Origin of the sequence: Ruthenibacterium sp., assembly GCF_017421385.1 — a bacterium.
GTDB classification, from domain to species: domain Bacteria; phylum Bacillota; class Clostridia; order Oscillospirales; family Ruminococcaceae; genus Ruthenibacterium; species Ruthenibacterium lactatiformans.
Window position 1 is genome coordinate 1 of record NZ_JAFOIN010000026.1, and the last position, 13,341, is coordinate 13,341.

The 13,341-nt window shown below is 58.8% G+C and carries 10 protein-coding genes and 1 pseudogene; 3 read left to right on the top strand and 8 right to left on the bottom strand.

Annotated elements, in window-relative coordinates:
• Positions 1-322 precede the first annotated feature (322 nt).
• The 5 genes from glgA to IIY41_RS03200 all read right to left on the bottom strand — a co-directional run bounded on the left by glgA (position 323) and on the right by IIY41_RS03200 (position 7,606).
• Complete coding sequence (glgA, locus tag IIY41_RS03180; protein ID WP_009325179.1) at positions 323-1,747, bottom strand: glycogen synthase GlgA; 1,425 nt, start codon at positions 1,745-1,747, stop codon at positions 323-325.
• A gap of 75 nt (positions 1,748-1,822) precedes the next feature.
• Entirely contained in the window at positions 1,823-2,944 is a 1,122-nt protein-coding gene (gene glgD / locus IIY41_RS03185; RefSeq protein WP_009325180.1) for a glucose-1-phosphate adenylyltransferase subunit GlgD, read from the bottom strand.
• A complete protein-coding gene (locus IIY41_RS03190; protein ID WP_050004725.1) occupies positions 2,938-4,152 on the bottom strand; it encodes a glucose-1-phosphate adenylyltransferase in 1,215 nt (404 codons plus the stop codon). Before IIY41_RS03190 ends, glgD begins: the two co-directional genes overlap by 7 nt.
• 95 nt (positions 4,153-4,247) lie before the next feature.
• Positions 4,248-6,263, bottom strand: a complete 2,016-nt coding sequence (glgB, locus tag IIY41_RS03195; RefSeq protein WP_117461420.1) for a 1,4-alpha-glucan branching protein GlgB — start codon at positions 6,261-6,263, stop codon at positions 4,248-4,250.
• A gap of 407 nt (positions 6,264-6,670) precedes the next feature.
• Entirely contained in the window at positions 6,671-7,606 is a 936-nt protein-coding gene (locus tag IIY41_RS03200) for a magnesium transporter CorA family protein (protein WP_050004727.1), read from the bottom strand.
• Positions 7,607-8,066: 460 nt separating this feature from the next.
• Here IIY41_RS03200 and IIY41_RS03205 point away from each other — a divergent pair, with 460 nt between their 5' ends.
• Genes IIY41_RS03205 through IIY41_RS03215 form a run of 3 tightly spaced genes read left to right on the top strand, consistent with a single transcriptional unit; the run spans position 8,067 to position 10,565 of the window.
• Entirely contained in the window at positions 8,067-8,306 is a 240-nt protein-coding gene (locus IIY41_RS03205; protein WP_009325184.1) for a FeoA family protein, read from the top strand.
• Positions 8,306-10,381, top strand: coding sequence for a ferrous iron transport protein B (feoB, locus tag IIY41_RS03210; RefSeq protein WP_009325185.1), 2,076 nt, complete (start codon positions 8,306-8,308; stop codon positions 10,379-10,381). Before IIY41_RS03205 ends, feoB begins: the two co-directional genes overlap by 1 nt.
• 37 nt (positions 10,382-10,418) lie before the next feature.
• Positions 10,419-10,565: a FeoB-associated Cys-rich membrane protein gene (locus IIY41_RS03215; RefSeq protein WP_009325186.1), complete on the top strand. Its 147-nt coding sequence runs from the start codon at positions 10,419-10,421 to the stop codon at positions 10,563-10,565.
• A 91-nt stretch (positions 10,566-10,656) separates the two neighbouring features.
• On the opposite strand, the pseudogene IIY41_RS03220 reads toward IIY41_RS03215, so the two are convergent.
• From IIY41_RS03220 to IIY41_RS03230, 3 genes and pseudogenes are all read right to left on the bottom strand, one after another.
• Positions 10,657-11,934, bottom strand: a pseudogene (locus tag IIY41_RS03220) (NAD(P)-dependent oxidoreductase); the annotation flags it as partial.
• 201 nt (positions 11,935-12,135) lie between these two features.
• Positions 12,136-12,573 (bottom strand): aminoglycoside 6'-N-acetyltransferase, encoded by a 438-nt coding sequence (aac(6'), locus tag IIY41_RS03225; protein ID WP_287399659.1) that lies wholly within the window; start codon positions 12,571-12,573, stop codon positions 12,136-12,138.
• 155 nt (positions 12,574-12,728) lie between these two features.
• On the bottom strand, positions 12,729-13,341 hold a 613-nt coding region (locus tag IIY41_RS03230), incomplete at its 5' end, for a nucleotidyltransferase family protein (protein ID WP_287399660.1).

The following is a 13,341-nucleotide window of genomic DNA, read 5'->3' on the forward strand; positions in this document are numbered from 1 at the left end:
AACAGGGCCTGCGGCCCCGTTCGCCGCGCACGGCGCGGGGTTATTTTAAATGAAAAAGGGGTTCACCACCCCTTTTTCAAGCTTTTTCCCCGGACGCTTCTTTTCCTTCTCTGCCTTTTTCGATAGTCTGCGCCCCGGAACGGCAGTCCGTTCCGGGGCGGTCTGCATTCCTGTTCGTGCTTTGGCGGAGGCCAGCGTCATTTAGGCGCTGGCCTGTATTACGGCCTTATAGGCCGCGTGTCAAGCCACCTCTCTTAGGGGTGGGCTTGACTTCCTGCAAAACCGTGTGCAAAAACTTGCCTCTTTACAGCCTGAAGCAGCGTCACCAGAGCTGGCACACCTGCTCGTACATCTCTACATACTGCTTGGCACTGGCGCTCCAGCTGAAATCGCACTCCATGGCGCGCTTTACAAGCTGCTGCCAACCGTCGGGATATTCATACCCCGCTTTTGCGCGCAGCACCGCATTCAGCATGTCGTGGGCATTGTAACTGCGGAATGTGAAGCCGTTGCCCCAGCCGTCGCCGGAATCGTGGATAGAATCCCGCAGGCCGCCCGTCTCGCGCACGATGGGGATTGTGCCGTAACGCAGCGCCACCATCTGGGACAAGCCGCAGGGCTCGGATTTTGACGGCATAAGGAACATATCCGCGCCTGCGTATATTTTGCGGGCCAACGAGGGCACAAATGCAATCTTCACGCCCACTGCGCCCGGATTGCGGGCCGCCAGTTCGCTGAAAAAGCTCTCGTAAGCCGCTTCGCCCGAGCCCAGTACCACCAGCTGCAGGCCGCTGTTGACGATGTCCTGCGCCACATGGCGAACCAGGTCTACGCCCTTGTGGCCCACCAGCCGCGTGACCATGGCCACCACCGGAACAGGCCAATCGTGCAGGCCGAAAATCTCCTGCAGCTCTTTTTTGCACTTGGGCTTGTTCTCCGCAAAGCTGTTCGCGTCGAAGTTTGCCGCAAGATTGGGATCCGCAGCCGGGTCGTAGCTTTTGACGTCGATACCATTGAGGATGCCGCACAGCTTATACTGCTTCTGGCGCAGCAGGTCGTCCAGGCCGTGGCTGTACCAGGGGTCAAGTATCTCGCCTGCATAGCTGGGCGAAACCGTCGTCACCTTGTCCGCGCACTCAATGGCGCCTTTCATGAAGTTGACACAGCCGTCATACTCCACCAGGTGCGCGTCCTGCCGTCCAATGGCCAGCGTATCCTCCAGGATCTCCATGCCGTATTTTCCCTGATACTGGATGTTATGGATCGTGAACACGGTTTTGATGCTGCGGTACTGCTCCAGATGTCGGTAATACAGGTTCAGATATACGGGCACCAGCGCCGTCTGCCAATCGTTGGCGTGGATGACGTCGGGGACGAAATCCACATGAAACAGCATCTCCAGAATGGCGCGGGAGAAAAACGCAAACCGCTCGCCGTCATCGTAAAAGCCGTACAATCCAGTTCGTTTAAAATAGTATTCATTGTCCAAAAAGTAATATTTTACGCCGTTGTGCGTCAATTCAAACAAGCCGCAATACTGGTTGCGCCAGCCTACGGGAACCGTAAAATTTGTGATATAGGTTAGTTTTTCGCGATATTCCTGCTTCATGTCGCCGTAAAGCGGCATTACCACACGGCACGCCACCTTGCGGTTGCGGATGGCGCGGGGCAGGCTGCCCGCAACGTCGCCCAGACCGCCCGACGCGGCAAACGGGGCCGCCTCGCTGGCACAGAACAAAACGTTCATGGAAACATCTCCTTTTCTGCATCAATGCCGATGCAAGCGGGGCGGGCAGCACTGCCCGCCCCGCTCCCGGCCTGTTTACACGACGGTGTTTTTCTCTACATACACCGGGAACGATTCATTCCCGCGCAGGTGCTTGTCGGCGGTGATGGTCACATTCTTGTCGGTGACGATGTAATCCAGCGTGACGCCCGGTTCCACAGTGGTCCCCTGCATCAGCACGCAGTTTTTCACCTTCGCACCCTTGCTCACTTTTACGCCGCGGAACAGCACGCAATTTTCCACCTCGCCCTCAATGATGCAGCCGTCCGCCACGATGCAGCGGTGTACCTGGCAGTCCATGGCGTAGCGCACAGGGGCCTCGTCGCGCACCTTGGTGTATACAGGGCGCTCGGTGGGGAACAGCTGCGCTACATTTTCCGGGCACAGCAGGCGCATATTCTCGTCAAAGTAGCTCTTGATGTCATAGATGCGTGCACGGTAGCCGCTGTATTCATAACCCTGCACATGCAGGATCTTCAAACTGGGGCCCAGAATATCCCGCTCCAGGTACATGCGGTTCTGCACGGCCGCATCCTTTACCATGGCAATGAGCTCCTCGCGGTCCATCACGATGACGCCCATGGAAAGGTTCTGCACACCCATGCGGTAATCGTTCCAGCGGATCTCCGTCACACGGCCTGCATCGTCCATCGTAAACGTATAGTTATCCGTGGTGATGGGCTTTGCGATCTCCGCGCGCTCATATACCATTGTTACATTGGCGCCGCTCTTCACATGCGCGTCGATGAGATGAGCAAAATTGAGGTCAGAGGCCACGTTGCAATCGCTGATGACAACGTATTTTTCCTTTTGCTCGGCCAGAAAGTTCACAATGCTGTACAATGCTTCCACGCGGCCGTGGTACACCTTGCTCTGAGATTGCGCGTAGGGCGGCACGATGTTCAGGCCGCCGCGCTTACGAACCAGGTCCCACTCACGTCCGGAGCCTAGATGGTCCATCAGAGAATGATAATTCTTCTTTGCGATAACGGTGACGTTTTCGATGCCGGCGTTCACCATACCGGAAAGCGTGAAGTCGATCATGCGGTAGCGCCCGCCGAACGGCACGGAAGCCATGGTGCGGTGCTTTACGAGCTGCGGCACCAGCTCGTCATAGGTATTGGGGAAAATGATCCCCAGCGCGTTGATGTTTACCATAAATTCTCACCGTCCTGTACGTCTTTTTCCAGCATCGCCTTCGGCCCTACCTTGGCGTTTTCACCGATGGTGACACCTTCGCCCACAACGGCGACGCCCCATTTGGATTTATCCTCCACATTTTCGGGCCGTGCGCCCACGACGGCGCCCTTTTTAATGGTGACGTTTTCGGCGATGATGGAATAATACACCTCGGCGCCCTCTTCTACGACAGCGCCGGGCATCAGGATGGTGGATTCCACCATGGCGTCCTTTTCCACACGGGCCCCTGCAAACAGAACGCTGTTTGCAACGGTGCCTTCCACCGAGCAGCCCTCGGTGAGCATCGCATTGTCAACCAGCGCGCCGGTGCCGATGTAGTGGCCCGGACGGCCGGAGGTACGGGAATAGATCTTCCATTCCGGGTCCCATACATCCAGCGGAACATTGGGGTCCAACAGGTCCATATTGGCTTCCCACAGGCTGTCGATGGTGCCCACGTCCTTCCAGTAGCCCTCAAAGGGGTACGCAACCATACGCTGCTGGTCCGCCAGCATATTGGGAATGATGTTTTTGCCGAAATCATTGGAGGATGTTTTATCGGCTTCGTCCTCGGTCAGATATTTGCGCAGCTTCTCCCAGGTAAAGATATAGATACCCATGGAAGCAAGATTGGATTTCGGCTCCTTCGGCTTCTCCTCGAACTTGGTGATGACGTTGTTCTCGTCCGCCGTCATGATGCCGAAGCGGGACGCCTCCTCCCAGGGCACCTCCAGCACGGCGATGGTACAGTCGGCATTGCTGTCCTTGTGGAATTCCAGCATCTTGCCGTAATCCATTTTATAGATATGGTCGCCCGACAGGATGAGCACGTACTCGGGGTCGTAGCGTTCAATGAAGTTGATGTTCTGGTAAATGGCGTTGGCAGTGCCCTTGTACCAGTCGGAACCAGTGGCCGTCTGATAAGGCGGCAGCACATGTACGCCGCCGTACAGGCGGTCCAGGTCCCATGGCTGTCCGTTGCCGATGTACTCGTTGAGCAGCAGCGGCTGGTACTGCGTCAGGATACCGACTGTGTCGATGCCGGAATTAACGCAGTTGGAGAGCGGGAAATCAATGATGCGGTACTTGCCGCCGAACGGAACGGCGGGCTTTGCCAGCTTTTTGGTGAGGGCGTACAACCGTGAGCCCTGACCGCCAGCCAGCAGCATGGCGATGCATTCTTTCATGTTTTTCTCCCCTTGCCGGCGCCGGGAACGCGGCGCCCGATTTTATGTTGGCTCCCCGCCGCGCTGGGCGCGCCGGGAACAAAAGGCGGGAACGCCTATGCGTCCTTCGCCTGTTTGCCGGTGGTTTTGCGCGCCGCGGTTTTTCTTGCGGGCTTCGCCCTTGCGCCACGGGCGGCGGCTTTTTTCGGCGCCGGCCCGTCCGCTTTTGCGGGCTTTGCCGCCGGCGTACGCAGAATGACGGCGCTCATGGGCGGCACGCGCAGCGAGATGCTGTAATCAAAGCCGTGCATGGGCTGCTTCTTCGCGCGCACCGGCGCGTTGTGCTGTCCCGTGCCGCCGAATTCCTCCGCGTCGGAATTGATCAGCTCTGCATACTGCCCCGCGCGGGGCACGCCGAATTTATAGTCCGGGCGCAGCACGGGCGCAAAGTTGCACACCGCGATGACCTCGCCGCCTTTTTTATCCCGCCGCAGGAATACCACGACGTTTTGGGACGAATCGTCCGGGACGATCCACTGGAAGCCCTCCCAGGAGAAGTCCTCTTCCCACAGCGCAGGGGTTTCCTGATACAGATGATTCAGCCTGCGCACATATTCCTGCATCTGTGCGTGACGGTCGTAGCCCAGCAGCATCCAGTCCAGCTGCTGGTTCTCATTCCATTCGATGAACTGGGCAAATTCCTGTCCCATGAACAGCAGTTTTTTGCCGGGGTGCGCCATCATATAGCCATAAAATGCGCGCAGCCCCGCAAACTTCTGCTCGTAGTCGCCCGGCATTTTGTTGATGAGGCTGCATTTGCCATGCACCACCTCGTCGTGGCTGATGGGCAGCACGAAATGCTCGCTGAACGCGTAGAAAAAGCTGAACGTCACCTTATTGTGGTTGCCTGCGCGGAACAGCGGGTCCGTGCTCATATAGCTGAGCATGTCGTTCATCCAGCCCATGTTCCACTTGAAGTTGAAGCCCAGGCCTCCCTCACTGGCGGGATGGGACACCAGCGGCCACGCGGTGCTCTCCTCCGCGATGAGCAGTGCGCCGGGTTTACGTTCCAGCACGGCAGTGTTCAGCTTCTGCAAAAAAGCAACGGCCTCCAGGTTCTTGTTGTCGCCGTTGACGTTTGGCTGCCATTCGCCGTCGCGCCGGTTGTAATCCAGGTACAGCATGCTGGCCACGGCATCTACACGCAGGCCGTCGATGTGATACTCCGTCAGCCAGAACAGCGCGTTGGAGATCAAAAAGCTCTGTACCTCGGGCCGGGCGTAATCGAACACCATCGTGCCCCATTCCTTGTGCTCGGCGCGCAGCGGGTTCTGATCCTCATAACAGTTGGTGCCGTCGAACTGGTACAGCCCGAATTGGTCTTTCGGGAAGTGGGCGGGTACCCAGTCCATAATGACGCCGATGCCGGCCCGATGGCATTCATCCACAAATGCCTTGAAATCCGCCGGCGTGCCGTAGCGGCTGGTGGGGGCGAAATAGCCCGTCACCTGATAGCCCCAGCTCCCGTCGAAAGGATATTCCATCAGGGGCATCAGCTCCACGTGGGTATAGCCCATGTCCGTCAGGTAGGGAACAAGCTCCCGCGCAAGCGCCCGGTAGTCAAAGGGGTTCCCGTCCGGATAGGTCCGCCAACTGCCCGCGTGCATCTCATAAATGTTCATGGGACGGTCCAGAGGGTCCCGTGCGGCAGCGCGCTTCTGCCATGCGTCATCCGTCCAGTTGTAGCAATCCTCCAGCGCGTACACCTTGCTGCAGTTCGCGGGGCGTGTTTCCGCATGGAAGGCGTACGGGTCTGCTTTGAATACCAGCTCGTCCGCCGGTGTAGTGACGCAGTATTTGTAGATATCAAACTGCCGAATACCGGGGACGAAACGCTCCCAGATGCCTCCCTGGGGATCGATATTTTTCATCGGAGTGGCCGAGGGGATCCAGCTGTTGAAATCCCCCACCACGGAGACGGCCTTGGCGCGCGGCGCCCAAACACGGAACATCACGCCTTCGGTCTCGCCCACGTTCTCAAAATGCGCGCCGAAAAAACGCTGGCTCTCGAAGTTATTCCCCTGCTTGAATAAGTACACCGGTACATCAGCAGGCGATGCTTTCTGTTTCATTTTGAACATCCTCCCTCTCTCCGGGCGCGGGCTGGGCCGCGCCGCCGCAGCAGGGCGTTGTCCCCGCAGGCGGCACATAAGGCGCCGGCCCTTCCGGCTAAAGCACGAATGAAATGTGCAGCGCCACAGCTTTTATTACCTATAATAATACCTATTTCTTCCACAGTTTTCAAGGCTTTTCTGGTACAATTATGCAACGTCACGCCAAAAATAGCATCTATCTTTATCTATTTTGTACAAAAAAATTGTAAAACCCGCAAAGTCGCTCAAATTCTTTTCCGTTTCCTGTTATTTTTGCACAAAGGACCAGGCGTTTCTTTTATTCCCCCTGCGGCATTGCAAAAAAGAAAACCGCCGCCCGCATATTATGCAGGCAGCGGCGTGTATTATACATCGAAATATGTCGGTCACAGCCACTTTTTCCGCACCATGACCACGACGGCCACGGCGGTGCAAAGGGCAGCGATACCAATGATGGCGAAAAAGCCGTAGGGCGAGCTTTCAAATGGAACGGGCACATTGGAACCCCAAAGGCCGAAAATGATGGACGGGATGGTAAGAATGATGGTAACGGCTGCCAGCACCTTCATTACGATGTTCAGGTTGTTGGAGATAACGGAGGCGAACGCGTCCATGGTGCCGGACAGAATGTCACGGTAGATATTACTCATCTCGATGGCCTGCTTATTCTCAATGATAACGTCCTCCAGCAGCTCGGTATCATCGGGATAATCCTTCACAAAATCCATGCGCAGCAGCTTTTCCAGCACGATCTCGTTCCCCTTGAGGGAGGTGGAAAAGTACACTAGGCTCTTTTCCAGCCCCAGCATCTGGATCAGTTCCTTGTTCTTCATCGAAAGATGGAGTTCGTTTTCCACACGGCTGCTGGCCTTATCCACCTCGCGCAGATAGAACAGGAACAGCGTGGCGTTGCGGTACAAGAGCTGCAGCGTCATGCGGTTTTTCTTTTTGGTGGAAAAATTCTTCACCGGGCTTTCGCTGAAGGCCCGCGCCAGGGCGCTTTCCTTCAGGCATACGGTGATGATGTTCTCCTCGGTGAGGATGATGCCGAACGGCAGCGTGGAATACACAAAGCCGCGGCCCTGCTGGGCCTCGACGGTGGGCGTATCCACCAGCACGAGCATATGGCCGTCCTCAAAGTCGATGCGGCTGCGTTCTTCCTCATCGAGCGCGGCGCGCACGAGGTCCGGCTCGACGCACAGCTTGGCACACACGGTTGCCACTTCTTCCTCGGTGGGCGCGCACAGATGCACCCACGCGCCGGGCACGATCTGCTCCAGCTCGCGCAGCTTGCCATCGTCGGTAAGATAAATCGAAATCATACAATATCCCTGCTTTCCGCGCCGAAACGCACAGCCGCAGAGATCAGAAAACGGCGGTGCGCGAAGCGCTGTTCAATTTTTGCGGGCATGATCGCCCTCGAGGATCGCCCTCCACGCACTGTCACTCCCTTTTTGTGTCAGCTTTTGCGGTTCCGCCGCAGAAAAAGCCCCCGCGCGTCCAAGGATTCTTCGGTTCACGAAGTCCCCGCCGAGCAGGAGCTTTACTATTATTAGTTTATGCCCTGAGAGGGCGTTTTGTCAAGGTTTTGCGGCGTTTTCCTGCAGCCGGGGCCCAACGGCGGTTTCGACCGTCCGCATCCGGCTTGCACAAAATTTAATTGCTTTTTTCGGTTATTTTGTCGTTTTCCCGGCTTGACATCCCCGCGCCGTGCGTGTATTCTTATAGCAGAGAGTTAGCTCAGGCTAACATTTTGCATTTGGAGCAATGGGGGAAACGGATATGACGCTGGACAAACTGCCCGTCGGGCAGACGCGGCGCATCGCTGCCGTGGGCGGACAGGGCGCGCTGCGCCGCCGCCTGCTGGACATGGGCCTCACGCCGAAAACACAGGTGACCGTGCAGAAGGTAGCCCCAATGGGCGACCCCATCGAGCTGCGCCTGCGCGGCTATGAGCTTACGCTGCGCCTGGACGACGCGCGGGAAATTGCGCTGGAAGCGCCGGACGGGGAGGCGAAATAATGGTATTTGCACTCGCCGGCAACCAGAACTGCGGCAAGACGACGCTGTTCAACCAGCTCACGGGCTCCAACCAGCATGTGGGCAACTTTCCGGGCGTCACAGTGGACAAAAAAGAGGGCGTCATCCGCGGACATAATACCTGCGAACACCGCCACGGTCCCCGCAGTTGGGGCCATCCCAAAACGCCGGCTCCCGCTGTGTGCGAGATGGCCACCGTGGTGGACCTGCCCGGCATCTACTCCCTTTCACCGTACACCAGCGAGGAGATCGTCACCCGGGATTTTCTCATCAAGGAAAAGCCGGATGGTATCATCAACATCGTGGACGCCACCAACATCGAGCGAAACCTTTACCTGTCCATGCAGCTCATCGAGCTGAACCTTCCCATGGTCATCGCGCTGAACATGATGGATGAAATGCGCGCCAACGGCAACACTGTGGACGTAAACAAGCTGGAGGAGGAGCTGGGCGTACCCGTGGTTCCCATCTCCGCCGCGAAAAACGAGGGCATCGACGAGCTGATCGAGCACGCGCTGCGCGCCGCACAGCTGAAAATGCTGCCCAAGCGGCAGGATTTCTGTTCGGGCGCGGTGCACCGCTGCATCCATTCGCTGGCGCACATCGTGGAGGACCACGCCGAGGCCGCAGGCGTGCCCATGCGCTTTGCCGCCACAAAACTGGTGGAGGGCGACAAGCCCATGATGGACATGCTGCGCCTTTCGGAAAATGAGGTGGAGCTCATCGGCCACACCGTCGCGGAAATGGAAGCCGAGCTCGGCACCGACCGCGAAGCCGCGCTGGCCGATATGCGCTATGCGTTCATTGAAAAGCTGTGCGCCCAGACCGTGGTGAAAAAGGGAGAAAGCAAGGAGCATCTGCGCAGCATGCGGCTGGACCGCGTGCTGACAGGCAAATACACGGCCATCCCCATTTTTCTGGGCATCATGTTTCTGATCTTCTGGCTGACGTTCGGCGTCATCGGCACCTGGCTGAGCGACCTGCTCTCGCTGGGCATCGATGCTGTGACGTCTCTTGTGGACCGCGGCCTCACCGCTTACGGCATCAACCCCGTGGTGCACAGCCTCATCATCGACGGCGTGTTTGCGGGCGTGGGCAGCGTGCTCAGCTTCCTGCCCATTATCGTAACATTGTTTTTCTTCCTTTCCATTCTGGAAGATTCCGGCTACATGGCGCGCGTGGCTTTTGTTATGGACAAGCTGCTGCGCAAGATCGGCCTTTCCGGGCGCAGCTTTGTGCCCATGCTCATCGGGTTCGGGTGCAGCGTTCCGGCCATCATGGCCACGCGCACGCTTTCCAGCGACCGGGACCGGAAAATGACCATCCTGCTGACGCCCTTCATGAGCTGTTCCGCCAAGCTGCCCATCTATGCGGTGTTCACGGCGGCGTTCTTCCCCCAAAACGGCGCTCTGGTGATGATTCTGCTGTATGTAATGGGCATGGTCATCGGGGTGCTGATCGGCCTTTTGATGAAAAATACGATGTACCGCGGCAATCCGGTGCCCTTTGTGATGGAGCTGCCCAACTACCGTCTTCCCAGCCCCAAAAGTGTAGGGCTGCTGCTGTGGGACAAGGCCAAAGACTTCCTCACCCGCGCGTTCACGGTCATTTTTGTAGCCACCATCATCATCTGGTTTTTGCAGTCCTTCGACATCCGCCTCAACGTGGTGGCGGACAGCTCCGCCAGTATGCTGGCGGGCATCGGCAGGGTCATTGCGCCCGTGTTCGCGCCGCTGGGCTTTACCGACTGGCGCGCCTCTACGGCTCTCATTACGGGCTTTTCCGCAAAGGAGGCAGTCGTCAGCACCATGGCCGTGCTGACGGGCACCACGGTCTCCACCCTGGGCGAGGCACTGGGCGCCATTTTCTCGCCGCTGGCAGCGTTCAGCTTTTTGACGTTCACGCTGCTGTACTCGCCCTGTGTGGCGGCCATCGCCGCAGTCAAACGGGAAATGCGCTCCGGCTGGGGCGCGGCGTGCGTGGCGCTGTTCCAGTGTGCGGTGGCCTGGGTGTGCGCTTGCCTGGTGTACCAGATTGGCAGCCTGTTCCTCCGCTGATACATGTATCTCCGTTTCAACAGAAAGGTATTTTAGGATGGATCTTCTCGATTGGGCGCTGCTTGCGCTGGTGGCGCTGGCCTTTGGGCTGGCGTTGTACAAAACCATCGACAACAAACGCAGGGGAAAGAGCTGCGGCGGCAATTGTTCCGCTTGCGGTGCGGCCTGCTCCCGGCGGAAATAAAGCCGCCGCAGATACCCGTATGCAAAAGGTCCGTGAAGGCAAACGCCTTCACGGACCTTTCCGTTTGTTTTCCGCAGAGGCCCGACAGGCACTACCGCTGCGCGCCGTCCGGCCCCGCGGCCCGTCCCTGCGCGGGTATCCCCTGCATATAAGAGTGCATGGCCTCGGCCACCCGCTTGGAGTATGCCACAGCCTGCACCACCGTCTTTGCGCCCAGCACCACATCGCCGCTGGCAAACACGCCGGGCCGCGTGGTGTGGCCCTCTTCATCGGTCACCAGCAGGCCGCGCCGGTCGGTGTCAATTCCCTTCGTAGTGCTGACGATGCGGTTGCGCGGGCCCTGGCTGATGGATACGATCACACTGTCCGCCGGGTACAGCTTCTCCGTGCCCGGTGCCTCGATGAATTCGCCGTTCTCATCCTCGCGTACATCGACGAAGATCACGCCCTCGTCCGTGACCTCCACAGGCGCTTTGCAATATTCAAAATTCACGCCCTCCAGCGTGGCGTAGCTGAACTCATGCTGGCTGGCGGCCACCTCCGGCGTGCGGGAAAAGCAGGTGAGCTGCCGCACGCCCTTGCGCAGCGCGGTGCGCGCCACATCCATGGCCGCATTGCCCGCGCCGATGACGATGACACGCTCCCCCAGGCGGAAGCTGTCCGGATTGTTGAGGTAATTGATTGCAAAATGCACATGGCCCAACGTCTCGCCCTTAATGTGCAGCGCGCGGGGCTGCCATACGCCCGTGCCGATAAAAATGGCGCGGTAGCCGTCACGGAACAGATCATCGATGCCGATGGCGCTGCCGATGGTGGTGTTGGGCCGCACACGGATTCCCTTTCGGATGAGATGGCGGTCCTCGAAATCGTCCAGCACGGTCTTAGGCAGGCGGAAATCCGGAATACCGTAGCGCAGCACGCCGCCAATCTTATCCTTGCCTTCAAAAATGGTCACCTGATAGCCGTACCGCGCCAGGATGACCGCGATGGTCAGCCCCGCGGGACCGGAGCCTACGATGGCCACCCGCATGCCGTTGGATGGCGCGGGGCCTTTTACCATCTTGGTGCTGTACGTGCTGGAAATGTAATTCTCAATGGCGGAAAAATGCACGGGCGCTCCCTTTTTGCCCAGCACACAGTGGCCCTCGCACTGGTTTTCATGGTTGCACACCAGGCTGCACACAGTGGTGAGGGGGTTATTTTCAAACAGGGTGCGTCCTGCCTCGTCCAGCCTGCCCTCCTGCAGCATCGCGATGATCTGCGGGATGGGCGTATGGATGGGGCACCCTTTCTGGCACTGGGGCGCCTTACAGTGCAAACAGCGGTTGGCTTCGTCCAGCACATGGATCGACATGGCGTTTCTCCTTTTCCTCTCAAACTTGTGAAATGTTTATCAGATATTGATATTTGCTTCACATTATGGATTTTTCGCTCATTTTCTATTGTACTGAAAAAAGCCGCAGATGCAAGCCAAATGTTGCGTTTCTGCACGTTCTCTTTACAAATCTTGCCCAGCAGCGGCGGTAATTTTTGGCTCACGCATCCCGCAAAGGCTCACTCTCCACGTTCCTCACAGCCGCTTTGTGAAGCAGATGATGCGCCCCGTCTCGGCAAAGCCTGCGCGCAGATGAAACACGGCGCTTGCGGCGTTGTCCAGCCCACAGTCGCTTGCAAATTCGGCACAGCCTTTTTCCCCGGCCCACGCCTCGCAGGCGCGCAGCAGCGCCGTCGCAACGCCCCGGCCCCGGTATTCCTCTTGCACAAACACGCCTTCCAGATACCCCACCGGGCTGGTGTGCGTTCCCTCCACATAGTCGCGCCGCAGGCCGCACTGCGCAAAGCCCACGTCCGCGCCGTCCTCCCGTGCAAGAAACACCGCACCCTCCGGCCCCTGCAGATATCCCGCCAGCTCCTGTTCCAGCTCAGCCTGCGCGTGGCCCGGCCACAGCAGCTGCGCCAGAGCCGCCGCCCGGCCCGCTTCCTGCATCCCTGCCCGAACGATCTCCATGTGTTTCAGCTCCTTTGTATTTTCCCCGTCCGGCGTTTTCCCTTGAAAGAATGCACGATCCGCTCCCGAACAGTGCATACTATTCCCATATCCGGCGTGCATCCTCCAAAAATCGCGGAAGGCCGAAGGGCGCTGCGCGTTCCTTTTCCCGGCTCTTATTTCGCCCCGCTTGTGGGAAACACGGGTTTTGCGGTATATGCAGCGCCCATGGGCGCAGGATGGCGCAGGCACAGGGCCGTCAGGTCCTCGGCCGCGGCATGGGCCGCTGCCACGCGCGCAGCCGGGGCGCTTCGGGCCGCCAGATCCGCCAGCGAATGAGACAACGGCAGCAGAGCCGCCTGACGTGCGCAGCGCAGTACCGCAAGGCCCGTTTCATTTGCTCCCAGCACATGCAGATAGGGCGGCAGTGCAGGCAGATCCCCGGTGTATCCCAGGGCCGCGTCCAGCACCAGACGGCGCAAACGCGCCGTCGCATATCGTTTTGTCCGCATGGCCTGCACCAGCTCGTCCAGCGTGCCTGCGCCCTGAACGGCGGCGGCGAGCCGGTTCTCCAGGCCCTCGGCCGCGCCCCGCACGGCGCGGAGACCCGCCGCATCCATAGCCCGCAGGCGGGACAACACCGCAATACCGAACGCGCGCCCGTCCAGAACGTCGCCCTCGGCCTCGGCCTGCATATACAGCCGCAGGCAGGCTGGCGGCACATGCGGCGCGAGAGCCGCCGCTCCCCCGGCCCGCACCAGCGCGCGCAGCGCCGAAGCCGAAGCGTAC

What these genes read in the sequence shown, in the direction of transcription:
- IIY41_RS03200 (WP_050004727.1), bottom strand. Translation starts at nt 7,606, where the DNA reads ATGATTTCGATTTATCTTACCGACGATGGCAAGCTGCGCGAGCTGGAG.
- glgA (WP_009325179.1), bottom strand. Translation starts at nt 1,747, where the DNA reads ATGAACGTTTTGTTCTGTGCCAGCGAGGCGGCCCCGTTTGCCGCGTCG.
- feoB (WP_009325185.1), top strand. Translation starts at nt 8,306, where the DNA reads ATGGTATTTGCACTCGCCGGCAACCAGAACTGCGGCAAGACGACGCTG.
- IIY41_RS03190 (WP_050004725.1), bottom strand. Translation starts at nt 4,152, where the DNA reads ATGAAAGAATGCATCGCCATGCTGCTGGCTGGCGGTCAGGGCTCACGG.
- IIY41_RS03215 (WP_009325186.1), top strand. Translation starts at nt 10,419, where the DNA reads ATGGATCTTCTCGATTGGGCGCTGCTTGCGCTGGTGGCGCTGGCCTTT.
- IIY41_RS03205 (WP_009325184.1), top strand. Translation starts at nt 8,067, where the DNA reads ATGACGCTGGACAAACTGCCCGTCGGGCAGACGCGGCGCATCGCTGCC.
- glgD (WP_009325180.1), bottom strand. Translation starts at nt 2,944, where the DNA reads ATGGTAAACATCAACGCGCTGGGGATCATTTTCCCCAATACCTATGAC.
- glgB (WP_117461420.1), bottom strand. Translation starts at nt 6,263, where the DNA reads ATGAAACAGAAAGCATCGCCTGCTGATGTACCGGTGTACTTATTCAAG.